Below are 21,485 nucleotides of genomic sequence, written 5' to 3'. Positions count from 1 at the left end.
TTGTTCAGCATTGAACATTTTTATGGTTTCCCACTATGGCATCCTTTGGCTTGAAGGTCATCCGGCTCGCACTGTCGGGCGTGGCCGCCGTCTCACCCGATGCGGCCGGCCGCGCGGCTTTCCGGATTTTTGCCACGACGCCGGGACGCCGGCCGCGCACCGCCAAGGAAAAGGAGCTTTTCGCGCGCTCCGAAGGCTGGATGCGGCAGGCACAGCGCGTGACGCTCGCATTCGACGGACGTGTGGCGGTCGCCCACCGTTTCGCCGCCCGGCCATGCGTGGCCTTCGCCGGGCGAGTTCTGGTCGTGCATGGATGGGGTTCGCGGGCGGCCTATCTTTCCGCGCTGACGGAGGAACTGGTCGCGGCCGGCCATGAGGTCGTGGCGCTCGACCTGCCGGGGCACGGTGCCGCGCGCGGGCGCACGCTCACCCTGCCGATGGCGGTGCGGGCGATCGATGCGGCCTGGCAGCGCTTCGGCGGCTTCGACTATTTCTGCGGCCATTCCTTCGGCGGTGCGGCCCTTGCCTGCGCGGCGAGCGGCCTCGTGCCCGCCGTTCCGGCGCACCGGCCGCGCCGGCTCGTGACCATCGGTTCGCCGAGCGAGATGACCTGGCTTTTCAAGGATCTCGGGCGCTACCTGAAGCTCGGGCCGCGGGCGCAGACCGCGCTGGAAAGCCATGTCGAAAGCATTGCCGGCGCGCCGCTGTCGGCCTTCGATGCGGCAAGCGCGGCGGGCGGGCTGGACACGCCCATGCTCGTGCTGCATGCCGAAGACGACAAGGAGGTTCCCGCCCACCATGCGCGCCGCTACGCCGCCGCCGGACCCAACGTCACGCTGGAATGGGCGAACGGCTTCGGCCACCGGCGCATCGTTTCGGCCGCGCCCGTCATCGAGCGCATTGTCGGCTTCTTTGCGGAGGATCGGCAGCGGATAGCCGCCTGAGGGGCTTTTCGTCACGCCACTGTCATGGAAAGGTGCGATCCGCCCGGTTTGGACAGAGCATGGAGAAGCACATGACCGTCGTGACGTCAGTCGAACAGTTGAACGCCCTTTATGGAGCGCCGGGCGAGTCATCGCTCGTCAAGGTCACGGACCATGTCCTGCCGGAACATCGCACCATGATCGAGGCCTCGCCGTTCATGGCGCTGGCAACGGTCGGGCCGGAAGGGCTCGATTGCTCGCCGCGCGGCGATGCCGACGCCGTCATCCATATCGAGGACGACCGCACGCTGATGCTGCCGGACTGGCGCGGCAACAACCGGATCGATTCGCTCTCCAACATCGTGCGCGATCCGCGTGTCGCATTGCTGTTTCTTATTCCCGGCTCCAACACCACGATGCGCGTGAACGGCCGCGCGGTGGTGCGCATCGACGAGGCGATCACGCAACGGTTCGTGATGGACGGGCGCCATCCGCGTTCGGTCGTGGTGATTGCGGTCGAGGAGGTCTACTCCCAGTGCGCCCGCGCGGTTTTGCGGGCCGACCTCTGGAACCCCGACAAATTCCGCGACACGGCGCAACTGCCGACCGTCGGGCAGATGCTTGCTTCCGCCAAGAAGGGGTTCGACGGCGAAGCCTATGATCGCGAATGGCCGGGCAGGGCCGCGAAGACGATGTGGTAGGCGCCGGAGAATATGGCGCCATGCAGAACCGTCTTATCCCTGATCGTGAATGGCTTTAGCCGAAATCCGGAGTTGGAAATGCGGACAGGACTTTTTGCGGCAGCACTTGCCGGCATGTTTGTGGCCTCGATGGGGGTTGCCCGGGCGGATGAACTGATCGAGAGCTACAATGCCTATATCGGCCAGGACGATCTCTACAATTCCAGCAATGAGCGCCTGACGCTGCCCTGGCAGGTGATCCGCCAGGACCGGGCGAACGTGCACCGCTTCGGCATCCGCCAGCCGGGCGATGAGACGGACGGCTTCTTCGCCTCGGCACGCAACCGGGAACTGGCCGAGCGCATGCTCAGCCACGGCCGCATCGACAGCGGTGCCGCGCGTCTGCTGCTGGAAGGCGATGTGCGCATCAATGTCCAGATCTGGCGCGGCGCCCACGGCGACTACATCAACATCAATGTCGACTAAGCGCCTTCTTGCGGGCGTGGCTGCCGTTTTCCTTGCCGCCTGCCCGGCGGCGGGGGCGGCTGAACCGGATATCGCGGCCCGTCTCAAGCTTCTGGTGGAAGCCTACCCGGAAAGCCTCTCCGGCGTGGAGGGCAACACGCTCATCTTCAAGGACGGCGGCCCGCCGCTCGAGATAGACGACGGCAAGGTCAAGGATCATCCGACGATGCTTGCCTCCGGCGATGTCGAGGACAGCCTGCAGCAGATCTATCCGCCCGGGCCCTGCGAGCGGAAGCCGGAGGTCGATTTCGATCCCGGCCGCATCCGCAGCGATGCGCTGATGATGCGGCTCTTCGGTGCATCGGCCGAGGCGGTCGGGGCTGATCTCGTGCCGGTCGCGTGGTTCGGCGAGACGTTGCGCGTGACGAAGCGGCAGGGCGCGGCGGCGGCGCTGGAGAAGGTGCGCGATGCGCTTGCGGCAAAACCCGAGCTGAAGCGGTATCTGTCGCCTTCGGCGGGCGTGTTCAACTGGCGCAAGGTCTCCGGCGCGAAGAACATGTCGGTGCACAGTTTCGGCGCCGCAATCGATCTCAACACGAAATTTGCGGATTACTGGATCTGGTCCGGCGGAAAGCCGGGCAGGGTGCCGACATATGCCAACAAGTATCCGCTGGAGATCGTGGAGATTTTCGAACAGCACGGCTTTATCTGGGGTGGCCGCTGGTATCACTACGACACGATGCATTTCGAGTACCGGCCCGAACTGATCGCCATCGCAAAAGCGGCGGGCGCTTCAGCCTGTCGCTGAGTTTGGCTCAATCGCGCACGATGACGGTGGCGCCGGCGGAGACCTGCGCGTAGAGGTGCTCGACATCCTCGTTTGCCATGCGGATGCAGCCCGAGGATTGCGCCTTGCCGAGCGATGACGGCTGGTTGGTGCCGTGGATGCGGTAGATGGTCGAGCCGAGATAGATGGCGCGCGAGCCGAGCGGATTGTCGAGGCCGCCCTTCATCGAGACGGGCAGGACCTTGCCCTTCCTGGCTTCACGGTCGCGCATCTCTTGCGGCGGTGTCCAGGTCGGCCATTCGGCCTTGCGCGTCACCTTTTCCGTCCCGGTCCAGATGAAACCCGCACGACCGACGCTGACGGCATATTTCATCGCAAGGCCGGAGCCGAGGACGTGATAGAGGCGACGTTCCGAGTTGACGACGATGATGGTGCCGGGCGCGACCTTCTCGTTGAAAGCGACGAGTTCGCGGGCGATGGGAGCACGCGAGACCGCGGCGATCTTCTTGTCCGAGGCGATCGGCTTGCCGCTCGACAGCACCTGAAGCCAGCCGGCCTTATGTGTTGCGGACGAGAGCGAGGATACCTCGATCGGATCTGTGGATTGACCGGCGGCGAAGGCGCCGGAGGTGGAAACAAGCCCTGCGATGAGGGCGATAGCGAGCGTTTTCATGATCCTGTCCCTTTAAGAGCATCCGGCCTCGCCGGCTTTTCGATGGGACTGTTCTAGGATCGCGGCACCGCCCGCGCTGTTTCTCGCGGAACAGAGCCGCATTCGCGGCCGATCAGAAGGGCTGTATCCAGACCAGGCTGCTCAGCATCAGGGCGGCGATCATCGTCATTTCGAAAAATCCGGTTTGCATGGCGCTTGTCTCCTTGCTTGCCACACAAACGCACGATTTCCGTCCCGGTTCCGCCGGATATGCGGCGCGCCGAAAAATTCCTTGCCGAAACGTAAAAACGGCGCCGCAAGGGCGCCGTTTCGAACCGGGGGCGGCGCTATCGCCTGTAGATCAGCCAGTTCTTGGCGAAATCCTTCTTCATGCCGTCCTCGAAGGGGAGCGTGCGGTTGCGGCCGCCGTTCTTGGCGCAATAGAGCGCGATGTCGGCCTTCGAATAGAGTTCGCCGGGGCCTTCCGCCGATGAGGCCATGCACAGGCCGAGCGATATGGTGATGGGACCGTAATTGACGCCGGTCTTGGAGTTCTTGAAGGGCGTGTGCTCCAGCGCGACGCGGACGCGCTCGGCGATCGCGATCACCTCTTCCTCGTTGTTGCCCTCGATAATCATGGCGAATTCCTCGCCGCCCGTGCGCGCGACCAGGATGTCCTTGCGGACATTCGCGCGGATCACGCTGCCGACGGAGGCGAGGATCTTGTCGCCGACGGGATGGCCGTAGGTATCGTTGATCTTCTTGAAATGATCGATATCGGCGAGGATGAGCCCGGTGACATTGTGCGCCATCGTGGAGTTGTAGATGGCGGACAGCTTGTCGTCGAAGGCGCGGCGATTGGCGAGCTGGGTCAGCGAGTCGGTGGAGGCGATGCGCTTGTACTCGTCGAGTTCCTTGCGCACGCTCTCCATTTCGAGCGATTTCTGCGCGACATTCTCCACCATCACCTTGCCCTGGCTGATGGTGTCGCCGGTCGCCTCGGTCAGCACGCCGATGACGCTTCTGATGAGGTCCATGCTGGTGGCGTTCTTGCCGGTGATGCGCACGACCGTCTCGTCGAGGAGCCGGTTGTAGCTTTCCAGCGATGTCTGCTCCTGCCTGAGCAGGCGGAGCAGCCCTTCGAGTTCGCCGACAATGCGCGTATGCACGCCGTCCATGGCGGTGACGCCGTGGTGATGGCCGAAATACTGCGCGCCGATCTCGTCCAGCTCTTCCTGCGTGGCCTTGCTGCCGAGGGCCGCAAGTTCGCGGGTCAGCTTCGGATTCGAGCCGATATAGGCCTCGTAGAACAGCTCGTAATTTCGTGGAATGGGCGAGATGCCCATAATGCGCATGGCATAGGTGACCTGCGCCGCGATGTCCGGCACCTGGACCTTCTGCGCGACTGCCGTGTTCATGGCACCTGCCCCCGAGCGGTTTGATACAGGCCCGTAAAATAAAGGGAAAATGCTTTGGGAATGATTAACGTTTTTCGTTTTCCGCTCGGGGAGGCAGATAAAAAAAGGCCGCAGATCGTTGAATCTGCGGCCTTTTGTCGGAGCGTGCCGTTTGGCGTCAGCCGGGCATGATCATCTTTTCGGGGCGAACGACCGCGTCGAATTCCTCGTTGGTGACGTAACCGCCGCCGACGGCTTCCTCACGCAGCGTGGTGCCGTTCTTGTGGGCCGTCTTGGCGATCTTGGCGGCATTATCATAGCCGATCTTCGGGGCGAGCGCGGTCACGAGCATCAGCGAGCGGTCGAGTGCGGCCTTGATGTTGTCCTCGCGCGCCTCGATGCCGACGACGCAATTGTCGGTAAACGAGATCGCCGCATCCGACAGCAGCTGCACGGACTGCAGGAAGTTGTAGGCCATCAGCGGATTGAAGACGTTCAGCTCGAAATGGCCCTGGCTGCCGGCGAAGGTCAGCGAGGCATGGTTGCCGAAAACCTGGGCACAGACCTGGGTGAGGGCTTCGCACTGCGTGGGGTTGACCTTGCCCGGCATGATCGACGAGCCGGGCTCGTTTTCCGGCAGGGCGAGTTCGCCGAGGCCCGAGCGCGGGCCGGAGCCGAGGAAGCGGATGTCGTTGGCGATCTTGAAGAGCGCGGCGGCGGCCGCATTGATCGCGCCATGCGAGAAGACCATGGAATCATGGGCGGCGAGCGCCTCGAACTTGTTCGGCGCGGTCTTGAAGGCGATGCCGGTGATCTCGGCGATATGATCGGCGACCTTCTCGGCGAAACCGATCGGCGCGTTGAGGCCGGTGCCGACGGCGGTGCCGCCCTGGGCGAGTTCGCACAGGCCCGGCAGCGTCAGTTCGATGCGCTTGATGGAGGAGGCGACCTGCGCGGCGTAGCCGGAGAATTCCTGGCCGAGCGTCAGCGGGGTGGCGTCCTGCGTGTGCGTGCGGCCGATCTTGATGATGTGGTCGAACGCCTTGACCTTGGCTTCCAGCGCCGCATGCAGGTGCTTCAGCGCCGGCAGCAGGTCGTGCACGATGCGCTCGGCGCAGGCGATGTGCATGGCCGTCGGATAGGTGTCGTTGGACGACTGGCTCATGTTGACGTGGTCGTTGGGGTGCACCGGCTTCTTGGAGCCCATGACGCCGCCGAGCATTTCGATGGCCCGGTTGGAGATGACCTCATTGGCGTTCATGTTGGACTGGGTGCCCGAGCCGGTCTGCCAGACGACGAGCGGGAAGTGATCGTTGAGCTTGCCGTCGATGACTTCCTGCGCGGCTTCGACGATTGCCTTGCCGATGGCCGGATCGAGACGATCCAGCTCCATGTTGGCGCGGGCGGCCGCCTGCTTGACGATGCCGAGCGCACGAACGACGGAGAGCGGCTGCTTTTCCCAGCCGATCTTGAAGTTGCCGAGCGAGCGCTGGGCCTGCGCGCCCCAATAGCGGCTGTTGTCCACTTCGATGGGGCCGAATGTATCCGTTTCCGTGCGCGTCGATGTCATAGTGCTTCCCGCTTCTCCGAGCCCATGCGATGAGGTCTGCCGCCGGCGTTGCCGCCGCATGGGGCGCGGCAGGCCGGGCGAGCGCGGGCCGGGAACGGCGGGCGCGCTGGCGCGAAAAAATCGCGCAAATCTCTGGCCCATCTGCGACCCAGTTGCAAGGGGCGGCCGGCTCCCGCGGTGGAAGACTTTCGGCTAAAATCGATTAGGCCGCGTTGCGACGGTGAAGCGCCGCTTGAGGCGCGTTTCGGCTGTGCCTTTTGCATCACAACCCGCCAGCGATTTTTTTTGCCCGCCGTGCGCCGCCGTGTCCCGTGCAGGGCTGCGAACGCAAAAATGCGAGCCGGTTCAAATTTTTATGCCGTCCCAACCGTTCCCTGCGCAAACGATCGGCATAACGGTTTTGTGAGGGCGGTAAGGGCATATGGGGTAAGGGCGTTTCCTTTTCATTCACCATCCTTTCCTATAACTTACCGGCCTGCTGGTTCGGGCGCCACCAGAGGCCGCGAAGCGCGGTTTAAGACGGGGAATGGAAAACACATGAAGCTTACGAAAACCGCCGTGCTGGCAGCCGCGCTGGCCCTTTCCTGTGCCACCGTCACGCTCCACGCAGCGCCCGCCAATGCAATGACATTCATGGAGTGGCTGCAGAAGCGCAAGGAAAAGAAGCAGGCCGAGGCCGCCGGATTGCCCGGCGTCAAGACGACCTCCGCGCTGCCGGGCGCCGCCGCCGAGGTGAAGCAGGAAGCCAAGCCGCTGCCGCGCGTCACCGGCCCGCGCTACTACACCTACAAGGCCGACGCCCTGAAGCGTGTCGGCGTCGACAAGCTGGCCGATCCGGTCGTCACGAGCTCGATTTCGGCCGATATCGCGCCGGCAGGCGATGCGGGCATCCGTGCGGCCTTCGCGAATGTCGACGTGCGCACCAATCCGGATGCCGCGAAGGCTGTCGAGACCTTCTATGGCGATTACCACAAATTCGTCTGGATCGACGGCACCGGCATCAACGACAAGGCGAAGGCCGCGATCGCGGTGCTGGCGGATGCCGCATCCGTCGGGCTCGATCCGTGGGATTATGCCGTGAAGATCCCGGCCGAGACTTTCGACAGCGCCGACATGAACGCGCGCTATGCCGAGCTCGCCACCTTCGAGATCGCGCTGTCCTCGGCCGTCGCCAGCTACGTGCAGGACGCCGTGCGCGGCCGCATCGATCCCAATCGCATCTCCGGCTATCACGACTTCAAGCGCAAGGACGTCAATCTCGTCGCGGCGCTGAAGAACGTCTCGATGAGCAGCAACGTCAAGGGATATCTCGAAAGCCGCTCGCCGCAGAGCGCCGACTTCCAGGCGCTGAAGGACGAGCTTGCCCGTCTCAAGGCCGAGACGGGCGGTGAAGACCGCGTCGTCATCGCCGACGGTACTTTGCTGAAGCCTGGCCAGAGCAATCCGGAACTCGCCAATATCGTGAAGGGCATCGTCAAGCACGGGTCCGACGCGCTGAAGACCGACCATTCCGTGACGATCGCCACCTATGCCGGCACGCCCGAATACACGCCGGAACTGGTGTCGCTCGTCGAGGCCTTCCAGAAGGAGCATGGCCTCAAGCCCGACGGCATCGTCGGCAAGGCGTCCATCCGTCTGCTGACCGGCGGTGATTCGGTTGCCGACAAGATCGCCAAGGTGGAGGTTGCGCTGGAGCAGGCGCGCTGGCTGCCGGTCGATCTCGGCGCGCGGCATGTCTTCATCAACCAGCCGGCTTTCCAGGTCTATTACTACGAAGGCGGTTCGGAAAAGTTCTCGATGCGCACGGTCGTCGGCTCCAAGTCGAACCAGACCTACTTCTTCGAAGACAAGGTGCAGACCGTCGAGGTCAATCCCTATTGGGGCGTGCCGCAGTCGATCATCATCAACGAGATGCTGCCGAAGCTGCGCAACGACCCGAACTATCTCGACCGCATGGGCTATGAAGTGGCCGTCGGCGGGCGGGCGGTTCCTTCGTCATCGGTCAACTGGTACGGCTCGACGTCGGGCATTTCCGTTCGCCAGCCGCCGAGCGGTGACAATGCGCTCGGCGAACTGAAAATCCTGTTCCCGAACAGCCACGCCATCTACATGCACGACACACCGTCGAAGAGCTTCTTCAAGAAGGACATGCGTGCGTTGAGCCATGGCTGCGTGCGCCTTGCCGAGCCCCGCAAGATGGCGGCCGCCGTGCTGGGCGTGAGCGAGGAAGAGGTTGGCAAGGAGATCGCCGCCGGCCGCAACAAGGCGCTCAACGTCAAGGCGGACATCCCGATCTACATCGCCTACTTCACCGCCTGGCCGAACAAGGACGGCGTGGTCGAGTATTTCGACGACGTCTACGGGCGCGACGACTACATGCGCAAGGCCTTCGCGGCGACGCAGAAGGCGCGTCAGGCCGGCGCCTGAGCGTCACGCCTCGATCGAAACAGAAAGGCGCCCGCAAGGGCGCCTTTTTCGTTGAACTGGATGGCTTCTGCGGGCTCAGCGCGCCAGAAGCTGTTCCACGAGCGCGGGCGTCAGCTCGTCGAAATGGGCGATGACATGGGTCGGCTCAAGCGTGGCCACCGGCACATCGGAATAGCCGAAGGGCACGCCGATGGATGGCACGCCGGCATTGCGGGCGACGAGGATGTCGTTGAGGCTGTCGCCGATCATGACGGTGCGCGCCGGATCGCCGCCGGCCTGGCGCACCGTGCCCAGCAGGTGCTCGGCTTCCGGCTTGCGCACGGCAAACGTGTCGCCGCCGGTGATGGCCGCGAAGCGGTCCGTGAGGCCGAGGCCGTCGAGCAGGCGGCGCGCAAGGCCTTCCATCTTGTTCGTGCAGACGGCGAGCCGGTGGCCGGCATCCGCCAGGCGATCCATTGCCTCGACCAGACCGGGATAGGGCGCGGAGACGCCCGGCATGGCATTGCCGTAATGATCGACGAAGACGCCAAGCATCTCCTGCAACTCGTCATCGGAAACGGCTCGTCCGCGAAGCGCGAAGGCGCGTTTGATCATCACCACGCCGCCATGGCCGACGAGATGGGTCAGGTCGTCATAGGTGACGGGATCGAGCCCCCTCAGGCCGATCGTGTGGTTGAGGCTCGCCACGAGGTCGTGCGCGGTGTGGATGAGCGTACCGTCGAGATCGAAGACAACGAGAGAAGAGGTCATGGCAAGCCTTGCGGGACAGAGCGGACGAGGTCTTTCCGGTAAGCGAGGGGAGGCGCTTTTGCAATCGCCTTTTCGGTCCGGGACTTGCGGCGTTTTTGACTTTCGTTTGCCGGGCGGGGCGTGTAAGTGTCTCACCGGAATTCCGGTGCCGCGCGCGCGCCGGCGTGCAACGTTCAGGGAGTTGGGGGGCATGGACGCCCGTGAAATGAAGATCAAGGCGGCGGAAGCCGCACTGGCGCATGTGGAAGACGGCATGCGCCTGGGCATCGGCACGGGGTCGACCGCCGAGGAGTTCGTGCGGCTGCTGGCCGAGAAGGTCGCGGGCGGCCTGCGCGTCGAGGGCGTTCCCACATCCGAGCGCACCGCGCGGCTCTGCCTGGAGCTCGGCGTGCCGTTGAAGTCGCTCGACGAACTGCCGGAACTGGATCTGACCATCGACGGCGCCGATGAAGTCGACGGCCGGCTGCGCCTGATCAAGGGCGGCGGCGGCGCGCTGCTGCGCGAGAAGATCGTCGCCTGCGCCTCCCGGCGCATGATCGTCATTGCCGACGAAAGCAAGGTCGTCGAGACGCTCGGCGCCTTCAAGCTGCCGATCGAGGTCAATCCGTTCGGCCTCGTCGCCACGCGTATCGCCATCGAAAAACTCGCGACGCGCCTGGGCCTTTCCGGCGCAATCGATCTTCGCGCGTCCGGCGACGGCACCTTCACCACGGACGGCGGTCACTACATTCTCGACGCATCTTTTGGCCGCATTCCTGATGCAGATGCGCTCGCAAGAAACCTCAACGACATACCCGGAGTCGTCGAACACGGCCTCTTCATCAATATAGCGTCGCTGGCCGTCATCGCGGGACCCGCGGGAGCACGCACGCTGACGGCGAAAGAATAGACAGGAGCAAAGACCACATGTCCAAATTTGCTGGTTTCGGCCGCACCCTCGCAGTGACCCTTATCGTTTCGGCCAGCCTTGCCGGCGCCGCCAAGGCGCAGGACGTCACGGACGACCAGATCAAGGCCGCCCGCGCCGCCATCGACGCTATCGGCGCGACGAGCGGTTTCGACAACATCCTTCCGAGCCTTGCCGCTCGCGTGAAGGCGACCTTCGTGCAGGCGTCGCCCAACTTCGAGGCCGAGATCAACACCGTCGTCGACGAGCAGGCGATTGCCCTTGCTCCGCGCCGCGCCGATCTCGAAAAGGAAGCGGCCACGATTTACGCCAAGACGTTCACGCAGGACGAACTGAAGGCCATCGCTGATTTCTATTCCTCGCCTGTCGGCAAGAAGCTCCTGTCGGATGGCCCGATCGCGACGCGCGAAGTCATGAAGGCCGCCGAAATCTGGGCCGCCGGCGTCAGCCGCGACCTGCAGACGGAAAGCGGCAAGAAGCTGGACGCCACGATCGGTGCTGCCGCTCCCGCCGAGGGCGGCGCGCAACAGCCGCAGCAGTAAGACAAAAAAGGCGGCCCTGGGCCGCCTTTTTCATTCCGTCGCCAGGCATGGCGGTCCGGATCGGCCTATTCGTGGATCGTGTACTCGCCGAGTTCGCAGAGGTTCTGCGTGTCGGTGGTCGTGTCGAGGTCGGAATCTTCAGAGAATTCGAAGCGCATATCGTATTCGCAGACGTCGCGGCCGTCTGCGATGGTGATTTCGATCGTTTCACCGGGATTGAGCACGTCCTGTCCGAACACATCCTCTTCCCATTTGTCGACGCCGACCGGTGAGGTGTGGAAGCGGGTGAGCACGGAATTCGTGCCGTTCTTCAGGTTGAAGACGAGATCTTCGGCAGAGGCAGCGCCGGCAACCAGGAACAGTGCCGCGGAAGAGATTGCGATCAGTTTCGATTTTGACATTTTTGTCATCCGTTCAGCCCACGATTGAGCGATATCTCTTTTAAGTGTTGCCTCACATTCGGTAAATGAAAATAGCGTTGGACGGCCTGCCGTCGGGCGAGAATCGCGCGGTTGCGGACAACGTCTTCGATGGAGACGACGGGCTTTCACTTTTGTGCCGGCTGCACCTATATGGGAGGCACGCAAGGCCGTGGATTCGCCGGCCGTTCTCAACGCCATCGTCCGGCCACGTCCGCAGGAGATCCCCATGACGGCTTTCGATTACGACCTCTTTGTCATCGGTGGCGGCTCCGGCGGTGTGCGCAGCGCGCGCCTGGCCGCGAGCATGGGCAAGAAGGTGGCGATCGCCGAGGAATTCCGCTTCGGCGGCACCTGCGTCATTCGTGGCTGCGTGCCGAAGAAGCTCTATGTCTATGCGTCGCAGTTTCCCGAGCATTTCGAGGATGCCGCCGGCTTCGGCTGGACGGTGGGCGAGAGCACCTTCGACTGGAAGGCGCTTGTCGCGGCCAAGGAGAAGGAAATCACCCGTCTCGAAGGGCTCTACCGCAAGGGACTGGACAATGCGGCGGCGACGATCCTCGCCACGCGCGCCGTTCTGGTCGGACCGAACACGGTGCGCCTGACGGCCACGGGCGAAGAGGTGACGGCCGAGCGTATCCTGATTGCCGTCGGCGGGCATCCGACGCCGCATCCCGACCTGCCGGGGCACGCGCTGTGCATCACCTCCAACGAGGCCTTCGACCTGCCGGAAGTGCCGAAATCCATCGTCATCACCGGCGGTGGCTATATCGCGGTCGAATTCGCCAACATCTTCCACGGGCTCGGCGTCGAGACGACGCTGATCTATCGCGGCAAGCAGATCCTCTCGCGCTTCGACCAGGACATGCGCCAGGGCCTACAGTCGGCGATGATCGCCAAGGGCATCCGCGTGCTGTGCGAGGACCTCATCATCGACGTCGCGGAGGCGGCGGACGGGCGCCGCACGGTCACGACCAAGGCGGGCGAGACGCTGCATGTCGATCAGGTGATGCTGGCGCTGGGCCGCGCGCCCAACACCGGCAGCCTCGGGCTGGAAACGGTGGGCGTGAAGACGGATGAGCGCGGCGCGATCATCGTTGACGACTATTCACGGACAAACGTTCCCGGCATCTTCGCGCTGGGCGACGTGACCGACCGCGTGCAGCTCACCCCCGTCGCCATCCATGAGGCCATGTGCTTCATCGAGACGGAGTTCCGCGGCAACCCGGTCTCGCCCGACCATGACCTGATCGCCACCGCCGTGTTCTCCCAGCCGGAAATCGGCACGGTGGGCCTCAGCGAAGAAGAGGCGGCGAAGAGGTTCGACGACCTTGAAATCTACCGCGCCGAATTCCGGCCGATGAAGGCCACGCTTTCGGGCCGGCAGGAAAAGACCATCATGAAGCTCGTCGTCAATGCCGCCGACCGCAAGGTGATCGGCGCGCATATCCTCGGTCACGAAGCCGGCGAGATGGCGCAGCTGCTCGGCATTTCGCTGAAGGCCGGCGTGACCAAGGACGATTTCGACCGCACGATGGCGGTGCACCCGACGGCGTCCGAGGAACTGGTGACGATGTACCAGCCGAGCTACCGCGTCAGGAACGGCCAGCGGATCTGAGGGCCGCAGGTTTCGCCGTCGGCAGGCGGCCCGCGAAGCGATCCTCATGGCGCTTGAACAGAGCTGCGAGCCGGTCGAGCGCCAGGCGCATTTCCGGGCGATGGCGGTCGTCGTCGTTGACGGCCAGCCAGAGGGGATGGGTGAGTGGCTCGATCGGATCGCCGTCGCGCGCGAGCGCCGGCAGGGCATCTCCCACGAAGGTCGGCAGCACGCCGCGCCCGGCGCCGCCGGCAATCAGCCGGGCCAGGATGTCGGGCGCGTTCGTCCAGGTGTGGATCTGGTTCTCGTGGTGGCGGAACACCCATTTCTCCGGCTCTGATATGGCAACCTCCGTGCCGATCGATATCCAGGGCAGCGCGTCGCCCGGATCGGCACCGGCCGCGCGATAGACCGCATAGGCGACGTCGACGGACTTGCGCACGGCGACATTGCCGGTCCTGGGCGCATCGTGGAGAAGCGCGATCATGCTGTGGCGATGGGTGAGGTCCCCGATGGCCGACAGCAGCTTGCAGCACAGCCGGAAGCCGTCATCCCTGCTCCTGAGTTCGGCGAGGTTGTCTGCGACGAAACCGGCCAGCCAGATATTGCCGGCGACCGACACGATGGGCAGCGTGAAGGCATCGCCGTGCCAGCGTGTGATGTCGGCCGTCGTGCGGCGGATGGTCTGCACATGCTCGAACAGCACGGCGCCATCCGGCGCCAGCCGGTAGCCCTGCTGGCTGCGGACGAACAGCGTGCGGCCCATGGAGCGCTCCAGCGCCAGCATGCGCCGCCCGATCGTCGGCGCGCTGATGCCGGTTATCGCTGCTGCGCCCGCAAGGCCGCCTTCGGCTGCGACATGAAAGAAAAGCTGCAGATCGCTCCAGTCGACTTCCGACATTTCCGTTCCCTCTTCACACCATCCTTCTTAGCGCAAATTGCGCCGCTCGGCATCGCTCGCCGGTGAAACGGGCGTTTCATTCGTGCATCTACGAAGCGCGGGCGCCAGCCGCTACCTCATGACGGACATCAAGACAGGAGTTTGTCATGAGCCCGGAATGGATGATCGCCTTCGACCGGCAGGAGGCCATGTCGCATGAAACGAGACACAAGAGCCTGGCCGATCCGCTCGAGCGGATGGACTGGCGGGGCCTGCAATGGGTGAACACTCTGTTCAGCCGCATCGCCGCGGCCCGCAGGCGGCAACGGTTGAAATCGAGACAAAGTCCTGTTTCCAGATGGATATTCGCGCCCGAAGTGTCTCGAGGTCGCTGACAGGCAACGCCGCTTCGATATTCTGTGCTTTACCGCCTGTTACCGGGATGGCGCAGCCGTCGCAATTGCATTGCAGGCGCTGGAACTGCGGCTATGCAAGAACCATCTAACGGTTTATAAGCCCGCATCTTCAAACGGAGAGGCGCCCGCCGTTTTTCGGGCGCTTCAGGACAGGTGAGTATCATGGCACAGAATTGGACCCCGAACAGCTGGCGGCAGAAGCCCATCCAGCAGGTTCCGGAATATCCCGATCTCGCCGCATTGGCGGCGACCGAAGAGCGCCTCGCGAAGTTTCCGCCGCTCGTCTTCGCCGGTGAGGCACGTCGCCTCAAGGCATCGCTCGCCAATGTCGCAGAAGGCAAGGGCTTCCTGCTGCAGGGCGGCGATTGCGCCGAGAGCTTCGCCGAACACGGTGCCGATACGATCCGCGACTTCTTCCGCGCCTTCCTCCAGATGGCCGTGGTCCTGACCTTCGGCGCCCAGCAGCCGGTGGTGAAGGTCGGCCGTATCGCCGGCCAGTTCGCCAAGCCGCGCTCGTCCGGCATCGAAAAGCAGGGTGACGTGTCGCTGCCGTCCTACCGTGGCGACATCATCAACGGCATCGAATTCACCGAGGAAGCCCGCATTCCGAACCCGGAACGCCAGATCATGGCCTACCGCCAGTCGGCTGCGACGCTGAACCTGCTGCGCGCCTTCGCGATGGGCGGCTACGCCAATCTCGACAACGTGCACCAGTGGATGCTCGGCTTCGTGAAGGACAGCCCGCAGGCCGAGCGTTACCGCAAGCTCGCCGACCGGATTTCCGAGACGATGGACTTCATGAAGGCCATCGGCATCACCTCGGAGAACCATCCGAACCTGCGCGAGACGGATTTCTTCACCAGCCACGAGGCGCTGCTGCTCGGTTACGAGCAGGCGTTGACGCGTGTCGATTCCACCTCGGGCGACTGGTACGCGACCTCCGGCCACATGATCTGGATCGGCGACCGCACGCGCCAGGCCGATCACGCGCATATCGAATATTGCCGCGGCATCAAGAACCCGCTCGGCCTCAAGTGCGGACCGTCGCTGACCGGCGATGGCCTGCTGGAGCTGATCGACCTGCTCAACCCGTCGAATGAGGCCGGCCGCCTGACGCTGATCTGCCGCTTCGGCCATGACAAGGTCGCCGACAACCTGCCGAAGCTCATCCGCGCCGTCGAGCGCGAGGGCAAGAAGGTCGTCTGGTCCTGCGATCCGATGCACGGCAACACGATCACGCTCAACAACTACAAGACGCGTCCGTTCGAGCGCATCCTGTCGGAAGTCGAGAGCTTCTTCCAGATCCATCGTTCGGAAGGCACGCATCCGGGCGGCATCCACATCGAGATGACCGGCAATGACGTGACGGAATGCACCGGCGGCGCGCGTGCGCTGTCGGGTGACGATCTCGCCGATCGCTACCACACGCATTGCGATCCGCGCCTCAACGCCGACCAGGCGCTCGAGCTCGCCTTCCTTCTTGCCGAGCGCATGAAGGGCGGACGTGACGAAAAGCGCATGGTCGTGAACGGCTGATCGCCTTTCGTTCTTGCTTCGGTTCCACTCGATGAGCGGGGCTGATGGAAGCATTCAGGAATGTGAAATTGACAGGACCGGGCCAGTTGGACAAGCTGGCCCGGTTTTCATTTGCGCGCTGCGCTTGCCAGGGGAAGCCAGGGGAAGAAGGACATGAGCGAAGTCCACACGGGACATTGTCTTTGCGGCGCTGTGCGGTTTCGCACCTCCGGTCCGTTGCGCGCGGTGACCGCATGCCATTGCAGCCAGTGCCGCCGCCAGACCGGGCATTTCTACGCCGCGACCAATGTGAGCGACGACCGGCTGGAGGTCGAGGGTGGCGAGAGCGTGACCTGGTACCGGGCGAGCGAGGCGGCGAGCCGCGGCTTCTGCCGCATCTGCGGTTCGGCGCTGTTCTGGAAGGGCGATGGATCGGACAACATATCCATCATGGTCGGTTCTTTCGACCTGCCGACGGGGCTGGCCATCGGCAAGCATATCTTCTGTGCCGACAAGGGCGATTACTACGAAATCGAGGGCGACGCGCCGCGCTACGACGCCGCGCGGTGAGCCGTTCTTACTGCACCAGGGCAGGACGCTGACAGCGCACGCCCGTTACGCGGATATCGGCCTCGCCGATGCGAACGCCGACGACCAGCAGCAGATTGTAGAGCAGGTCGTCGATGGCTGGCGTCACCGCGCCGAGCGTTGCGGCCAGTGCTGCGGTCAGCACCTTCGGCGTGCCGATCGTGAGGAACAAGACCTGGATGTCGAGATCGAGATTTTCCAGCAGGGACTTCGTGATCGAGGTGAGGGCATCGCGCGTCGAGGCGGTTTTCGTGGCGCGGGCGGCGATCTCCGTCGGCGAAAAGGTGATCCTGCTTTTCGTCAGGTTCCGGGCTTCGACATGGGCGATGGCATCGATGTTGACCAGGCCGGAATCGACGATCCGGGCCTTCTTGACGCGCGGCTCGGTGGAGAAGTTGGAAAGCACGGACGGATCGACGGCGCCGATCGCGATTTCGGCAAGCCCCGGCACGGCGTCGATGGTGACGTTGGCATTGGCCGTGGTGCCGCCGAGGCAGCGGATATCGGCAAGTTTCGCTTCTGAGGCTGCCACTTCCACATAGAGCGGCAGCTTTATGCGGATGCCGGCGAGGGCCGCAAGTCCGTCGACACCGACCTCGACGGCAAGGCGCGTCTGGGCGCTGCGCACCGCGCTGCCGGGGGCGCCGAGGCGGTGGGCCGGCGTTTCCACCGGCGGCTCGCCGATGGCGAGAGCCACCTTGACGCCGGCGAGGCCCGGCACGCCCGCACCGAGGTCGAGCGCCACCTGGTTCGTGCCGTTGGCAAGGGCCGCACCGGCGGACACGATCTGCATGGCATTGACCGACATATCCCAGTCGCCGCCCGTTGCTACCGCGATGCCCTTCTTCGGGTCGAGGTTGAGAATGCGGGAAAGCGGCAGCTTGACCTTGCTCTTGCTCGTTGCCTGCTCAAGGGCGCGCAGAGCCGAATTGACGGTGCTCGACAGGCCTTGCACCGTGCGCATGGATGCCAATAGTTCCGGCATGGTGATGCCGGCGTTCAGCACGTCTTCATAGGTCCCGGCCGTCAGATTGAGCTTTGTCGCGACGGCCTTGAGGAACGGCTGGACGGCGATGTCGGTATCGACGAGCGCGCGGTAATCCATGACCTTCAAGGACAGGTTGGTGCCGAGAAGCTTGCCGAGCAGCGCGTTGAGGATGCCGTCGTTGAGGCTTGCGAGCCGGGTTCCGATCGAGAAGGCGGCTGTCTTGGTGCGCGAAGCCGCACCCGTCGCCGAAAGCACGGGCGAACGCGGCATGAACATCGAGGCGACGAAGAGGTCTGCCGGGCGCGTTAGCTGCACCCGTGCCGCATCCGCATCCGTCGCTGACGGCGTGAAGCGATCCTGCGGCAGTAGGTCCGGGTCGGCGACGTAGCGGCCGCGCTCGACCGTGGCCTCGGCAACTGTCGTCTTGCTGAGGTCGAGCGATGGGTCGGCCGGGAAGGACAGGCCGTTCCTGCCCGTGACTTTGGCGGGCACGCGGTTGAGCGAGAAGAAGGCGGCCGTGGCCTTCTCGGCTTCCATAACATTCGAGGCGGCGGCGATGGCGGCGAGATCGGCATCGGCCTGAAGCGCGCGCTGTTGCACCGTGAGGTAACCGAAGTCCACGCCGAGCGCGAGCGAGAACACCATCAGCGGCAGGCTGAGGGCCGCGAGCGTGCCGATATTGCCCGCGCGGTCTTTTAAGAAGGGATGACGGTCCATTTCACATGCCCCCCACGCGCACCGTCGCGTAGCGGCGGATCTCTTCCTGCGGCAGGGCGAAGGTGAAGAGCTTCCAGATCGGCAGGTCGCTTGAATCGTAGGCGATGGTCACCGTGAACTGGTCGGGGTTGCCCGGATCGTCTGCGACGACGACCTGCATCTTTGCCCTGTTGATGAAGGAGTAGTCGAAACGCGAGGCGTCGAGATAGCGGTTGACCAGCATGACGCGCTCCGCCGGATTGAGGCCGGCCACCGCGGTGCGTGCGGCATCCGCCGCGATCTGCTGCACCGAGTGGGTCACGCTGAGATAGATGCCGTAGGCGATCATCGTGAAGAGCGCCAGGAAGAACAGCGGCGCGATGATCGCGAATTCCAGCGCCGAGGTGCCGGCGCGGTCTTTCGACAGACGGGCGAGGGCGTGCATGACATCTCCTCCGTGGGATGGTCGGCGGTCAGGCATTTCCGCATCCGGGAGGGATGCACGTTTATCGTGCATCGAAAGTCTTAATTTCTCCTATAGATTGCTTTTTGGATGTGGTGCGCACCACAGGTTGAGGCTGGTTGTCAGTCCCGCTGCCGCAGCGCGTCGTGCAGGCGCAGCACTTCCATCTTCAACGCCGCGATCTCGTTGAGGAAGTGCGTGTCGATCTTGTGATGAAGCGCCATCAGTTCGATTTCCGCCTTCAGGTTGACCTCGTAGTCCTTCGACGCCGCGAAACGGTCGCGCATCGCCTGGCGGTTCTGCGACATCATGATGATCGGCGCCTGCAAGGCGGCCAGCATGGACAGGACGAGATTGAGGAAAATGAAGGGGTAGGGGTCGAAGGCCTCGCGGGTGAGGATGATGGTGTTGAGGACCGTCCAGACGAGGAGGAAGACGAGGAAGCCGATGATGAAGGTCCAAGACCCGCCGACACGCGCGATGGTATCGGCCACGCGCTCGCCGAGCGATTGTTTGGACTCGTAGGCCGCATTGGTATCCTCGGCGAGGATGCGCCCGGCGCGCGAATTCATAAGGACCTGGCGTTCGGTCTCGTCCAGCTCCTCGGCGGGCTTGCCGAAGAGGACCTGCGCGGCATCGTCTAGGGTTTTCATGGGGCGGCTCCGGGAAAGCGAATCGAAGCCTAACCTAGCGCTTTTCCGGCGAAAATCAGTAGCCCGCGCTCATCAGTTCCGCATGGGAATCGAAGAAGCGTTCCAGACCGTATTGCTTGCCGAACATGATGTCGTGCTGCAGGAAGCGGAAATCGCGCACCAGCGGGTCGATCGTCTTCTTGCGCGACCAGTCCGTCGTCGCCTTGCCCTTCGCATCGATCAGCATGTAGCGGTCGATGACGCGCAGCTTGTCGTGCACGGCGCCGAGGAAGCCCGTGTAGTAGGGGTGCTCGAAGCCTGCTTCCTTGAGGATGTAGTAGGAGAGGAACGCCGGGCTGATCGTGCCGATATCCTTCTCGGCGCCGGTCTTGTTGGACCAGACGACGAGCGGGGTCTCGTGTTCCTTCTTCATCTGTTCGGGCGTGCCTTTGCGCGAGGCGGTGATGCCCTTCATGTAGCCGGAATTCTGGTAGACGGTGTTGAGCGGTGGAAGATGATCGCCGAAGACGACGATGATCGTTTCGCGGTCGCGTTCCTTTGCCCAGTCCATCAACATCTTGAGGCTGTCGTCGGCTTCCTTCACACCCTGGGCATAGCTTGCCAGCATGCGCTCGCTGCGCGGATCGAGCTTGCCCTCGACACCGATATCGGTCTTCGCGTAACGGCCGTCATCATAGGGGCCATGGCCCTGGAGCGTGACGGTAAAAAAGAAGAACGGATCTTCCTGCATATCGGCCTGACGGATGATTTCCTTCGTCAGCGCCTCGTCGGACGTGAAGTTGCCACGCTTGGCCAAAGGCGGCATCTTGTCGGCATCCTTGAAGGTCTCGAAACCGAAGGCCTTGTACACGCTGGAGCGGTTCCAGAACCAGCCCGAGAACGGATGGATGGCGCGCGCCGTATAACCCTCGGCGCGGAAGAAGGTGGCGAGCGACGGGATCGGCTTGCGGATATACTGCTGGTAGGGAATGCTGCCGGTCGGCAGGAAGGCGTTGGAGAAGCCCGTCAGCGCCTCGAATTCGACATTGGCGGTGAGGCCGCCGAATTCCGGCGAGAAGACGTTGCCGCCCTCGTTTTCGCGGATGACCGGCATCGGGTCGGCGGAAAGCTTCACGGTTTCCAGCCGTGTCGGATCCCAGAGCGACTCGCTCATGACGACGATGACGTCGGGCTTCGTGCGATGGGAGGTGCCGGCAGGCAGAGGTTTGGATGGAATCTTGTCGATGGCATCGACCATGTAGCCCGCGGGGGCCTGCACATTGGCCATGGGCAGGTTGATGGCAAAAGCCATCATGAAGCCGTTGTGGCGATAGTTCTCCGCCTGATCCCACATGATGGGGAAGACTTTCAGGCGGTCACGCATCCAGGAGAACTCGTTGTAGTCCATGATGGAGGCGAAGCCGGCCAGCAGCGGCACCGCAAGCGCCAGCCGCGCCAGGCGTTCCTTGCGGGTCAGCGGACGGAAGCGGCGCCAGGCGAAGATCCACAGGGCGATGAGGCCGGCCATGCCTACCGCGACGGCAAGCGCAAGGGCAGCCGCGGTCCACGGACGGTCCCGCACCAGCACGGGCATCAGTTCGAGGATCTGGCGCCCGAACAACAGGTCGGTCGGGTAGAGAGGATCTGTAAGGAAGACCTGTTTCTGCTGCGAAATCACCCCCATCAGGATAACGAGCGGCGAGACCAGCAGCACGGCCTTGTGCTGCCGCCCGATCAACGCATCCAGTGCGAGATAGAGCAGGAAGAACACGCCCGTCGTCGTCCAGCCGGGCTGCTGGAGATTGGTGAGGTAGGCATAGGTCTGCTGGACGGAACCGCGCGTGATAAGCTCGATGGCGACGACGGTTGCGAGCGCCAGGATACCGGAGACGGCGAGCGACCGAAAAACCGCCAGCGTCTTGGCATGGCGCGTGAGAAAGCCTATCCTGCCGGGGCGTTTCTCCGTGGCTTCGACTGCCACCGCTGCGGTCGTTAACAGGGCCAAGGCCTTCTCCGATTTCACAAAACTTTCGTCTCTCTGTCATATGGATGTCATCTTGAACAGGAGATGAACGCTTCCTTCAACGTTGCCCACACGCTTTGGTTCAGTCTGTTGCCGCGCAGCAATGGTGGAGCGCCGCATGCGGGCGAACCGGGTTTGCATCCCGTTGTTTTCAATCGGTGCGGCTGT

At 63.6% G+C, this 21,485-nt stretch carries 21 protein-coding genes; 11 read left to right on the top strand and 10 right to left on the bottom strand.

Going from position 1 to position 21,485, the window contains the following annotated elements:
- Nucleotides 1-35 precede the first annotated feature (35 nt).
- The 4 genes from B5M41_RS07385 (at nucleotide 36) to B5M41_RS07370 (ending at nucleotide 2,876) form a co-directional block, all read left to right on the top strand.
- Nucleotides 36-944: an alpha/beta hydrolase gene (locus tag B5M41_RS07385; protein ID WP_134649991.1), complete on the top strand. Its 909-nt coding sequence runs from the start codon at nucleotides 36-38 to the stop codon at nucleotides 942-944.
- 71 nt (nucleotides 945-1,015) lie between these two features.
- Nucleotides 1,016-1,624 carry a pyridoxamine 5'-phosphate oxidase family protein gene (locus tag B5M41_RS07380; RefSeq protein WP_134649990.1) on the top strand — a complete coding sequence of 203 codons (609 nt, stop codon included), beginning with the start codon at nucleotides 1,016-1,018 and terminating at the stop codon, nucleotides 1,622-1,624.
- A 78-nt stretch (nucleotides 1,625-1,702) separates the two neighbouring features.
- On the top strand, nucleotides 1,703-2,089 hold the full coding sequence (locus B5M41_RS07375) for a hypothetical protein (protein ID WP_134649989.1): 387 nt from the start codon (nucleotides 1,703-1,705) through the stop codon (nucleotides 2,087-2,089).
- Nucleotides 2,079-2,876: a M15 family metallopeptidase gene (locus B5M41_RS07370; RefSeq protein WP_134649988.1), complete on the top strand. Its 798-nt coding sequence runs from the start codon at nucleotides 2,079-2,081 to the stop codon at nucleotides 2,874-2,876. Before B5M41_RS07375 ends, B5M41_RS07370 begins: the two co-directional genes overlap by 11 nt.
- Nucleotides 2,877-2,883: 7 nt before the next feature.
- On the opposite strand, the gene B5M41_RS07365 is transcribed toward B5M41_RS07370, so the two are convergent.
- The 3 genes from B5M41_RS07365 to fumC form a co-directional block, all read right to left on the bottom strand.
- Nucleotides 2,884-3,528, bottom strand: coding sequence for a L,D-transpeptidase (locus B5M41_RS07365; protein ID WP_134649987.1), 645 nt, complete (start codon nucleotides 3,526-3,528; stop codon nucleotides 2,884-2,886).
- Nucleotides 3,529-3,854: 326 nt separating this feature from the next.
- Complete coding sequence (locus B5M41_RS07360; RefSeq protein WP_134649986.1) at nucleotides 3,855-4,925, bottom strand: GGDEF domain-containing protein; 1,071 nt, start codon at nucleotides 4,923-4,925, stop codon at nucleotides 3,855-3,857.
- Nucleotides 4,926-5,082: 157 nt separating this feature from the next.
- Nucleotides 5,083-6,534, bottom strand: coding sequence for a class II fumarate hydratase (gene fumC / locus B5M41_RS07355; RefSeq protein WP_329959090.1), 1,452 nt, complete (start codon nucleotides 6,532-6,534; stop codon nucleotides 5,083-5,085).
- A gap of 477 nt (nucleotides 6,535-7,011) precedes the next feature.
- Here fumC and B5M41_RS07350 point away from each other — a divergent pair, with 477 nt between their 5' ends.
- Nucleotides 7,012-8,901 (top strand): L,D-transpeptidase family protein, encoded by a 1,890-nt coding sequence (locus tag B5M41_RS07350; protein ID WP_134649984.1) that lies wholly within the window; start codon nucleotides 7,012-7,014, stop codon nucleotides 8,899-8,901.
- A gap of 75 nt (nucleotides 8,902-8,976) precedes the next feature.
- On the opposite strand, the gene B5M41_RS07345 is transcribed toward B5M41_RS07350, so the two are convergent.
- Nucleotides 8,977-9,651 (bottom strand): HAD family hydrolase, encoded by a 675-nt coding sequence (locus tag B5M41_RS07345; RefSeq protein WP_134649983.1) that lies wholly within the window; start codon nucleotides 9,649-9,651, stop codon nucleotides 8,977-8,979.
- A 190-nt stretch (nucleotides 9,652-9,841) separates the two neighbouring features.
- On the opposite strand from B5M41_RS07345, the gene rpiA reads away from it, so the two are divergent.
- Both rpiA and B5M41_RS07335 read left to right on the top strand, forming a co-directional pair.
- Entirely contained in the window at nucleotides 9,842-10,540 is a 699-nt protein-coding gene (gene rpiA / locus B5M41_RS07340; RefSeq protein ID WP_134649982.1) for a ribose-5-phosphate isomerase RpiA, read from the top strand.
- 17 nt (nucleotides 10,541-10,557) lie between these two features.
- Complete coding sequence (locus B5M41_RS07335; protein ID WP_134649981.1) at nucleotides 10,558-11,100, top strand: DUF2059 domain-containing protein; 543 nt, start codon at nucleotides 10,558-10,560, stop codon at nucleotides 11,098-11,100.
- A gap of 65 nt (nucleotides 11,101-11,165) precedes the next feature.
- On the opposite strand, the gene B5M41_RS07330 is transcribed toward B5M41_RS07335, so the two are convergent.
- The gene (locus tag B5M41_RS07330; RefSeq protein WP_134649980.1) at nucleotides 11,166-11,501 is read right to left on the bottom strand and encodes a hypothetical protein; all 336 of its coding nucleotides are present in this window, start codon (nucleotides 11,499-11,501) and stop codon (nucleotides 11,166-11,168) included.
- A gap of 247 nt (nucleotides 11,502-11,748) precedes the next feature.
- On the opposite strand from B5M41_RS07330, the gene gor reads away from it, so the two are divergent.
- On the top strand, nucleotides 11,749-13,137 hold the full coding sequence (gene gor, locus B5M41_RS07325; protein ID WP_134649979.1) for a glutathione-disulfide reductase: 1,389 nt from the start codon (nucleotides 11,749-11,751) through the stop codon (nucleotides 13,135-13,137).
- On the opposite strand, the gene B5M41_RS07320 is transcribed toward gor, so the two are convergent.
- Nucleotides 13,115-14,017, bottom strand: a complete 903-nt coding sequence (locus B5M41_RS07320; RefSeq protein ID WP_134649978.1) for a LysR family transcriptional regulator — start codon at nucleotides 14,015-14,017, stop codon at nucleotides 13,115-13,117. The two genes, gor and B5M41_RS07320, sit on opposite strands and share 23 nt — an antisense overlap.
- Nucleotides 14,018-14,163: 146 nt before the next feature.
- Between B5M41_RS07320 and B5M41_RS07315 the strand changes: the two genes are divergently transcribed.
- From B5M41_RS07315 to B5M41_RS07305, 3 genes are all read left to right on the top strand, one after another.
- On the top strand, nucleotides 14,164-14,391 hold the full coding sequence (locus B5M41_RS07315; RefSeq protein ID WP_134649977.1) for a hypothetical protein: 228 nt from the start codon (nucleotides 14,164-14,166) through the stop codon (nucleotides 14,389-14,391).
- A gap of 183 nt (nucleotides 14,392-14,574) precedes the next feature.
- Nucleotides 14,575-15,948, top strand: a complete 1,374-nt coding sequence (locus B5M41_RS07310) for a class II 3-deoxy-7-phosphoheptulonate synthase (RefSeq protein WP_134649976.1) — start codon at nucleotides 14,575-14,577, stop codon at nucleotides 15,946-15,948.
- A gap of 153 nt (nucleotides 15,949-16,101) precedes the next feature.
- On the top strand, nucleotides 16,102-16,497 hold the full coding sequence (locus B5M41_RS07305; protein ID WP_134649975.1) for a GFA family protein: 396 nt from the start codon (nucleotides 16,102-16,104) through the stop codon (nucleotides 16,495-16,497).
- Between the two features lie 7 nt (nucleotides 16,498-16,504).
- On the opposite strand, the gene B5M41_RS07300 is transcribed toward B5M41_RS07305, so the two are convergent.
- From B5M41_RS07300 to B5M41_RS07285, 4 genes are all read right to left on the bottom strand, one after another.
- Nucleotides 16,505-18,220 (bottom strand): pilus assembly protein TadG-related protein, encoded by a 1,716-nt coding sequence (locus B5M41_RS07300; RefSeq protein WP_134649974.1) that lies wholly within the window; start codon nucleotides 18,218-18,220, stop codon nucleotides 16,505-16,507.
- A gap of 1 nt (nucleotide 18,221) precedes the next feature.
- Complete coding sequence (locus tag B5M41_RS07295) at nucleotides 18,222-18,644, bottom strand: TadE/TadG family type IV pilus assembly protein (protein ID WP_134649973.1); 423 nt, start codon at nucleotides 18,642-18,644, stop codon at nucleotides 18,222-18,224.
- Between the two features lie 140 nt (nucleotides 18,645-18,784).
- Nucleotides 18,785-19,315 (bottom strand): DUF1003 domain-containing protein, encoded by a 531-nt coding sequence (locus B5M41_RS07290; RefSeq protein ID WP_134649972.1) that lies wholly within the window; start codon nucleotides 19,313-19,315, stop codon nucleotides 18,785-18,787.
- A gap of 55 nt (nucleotides 19,316-19,370) precedes the next feature.
- The gene (locus B5M41_RS07285) at nucleotides 19,371-21,275 is read right to left on the bottom strand and encodes an LTA synthase family protein (RefSeq protein WP_230640027.1); all 1,905 of its coding nucleotides are present in this window, start codon (nucleotides 21,273-21,275) and stop codon (nucleotides 19,371-19,373) included.
- Between the last annotated feature and the right edge of the window lie 210 nt (nucleotides 21,276-21,485).

Origin of the sequence: Shinella sumterensis, from assembly GCF_004514425.2 — a bacterium.
GTDB classification, from domain to species: Bacteria; Pseudomonadota; Alphaproteobacteria; order Rhizobiales; family Rhizobiaceae; genus Shinella; species Shinella sumterensis.
This window is presented reverse-complemented; position numbering and strand designations above follow the sequence as displayed.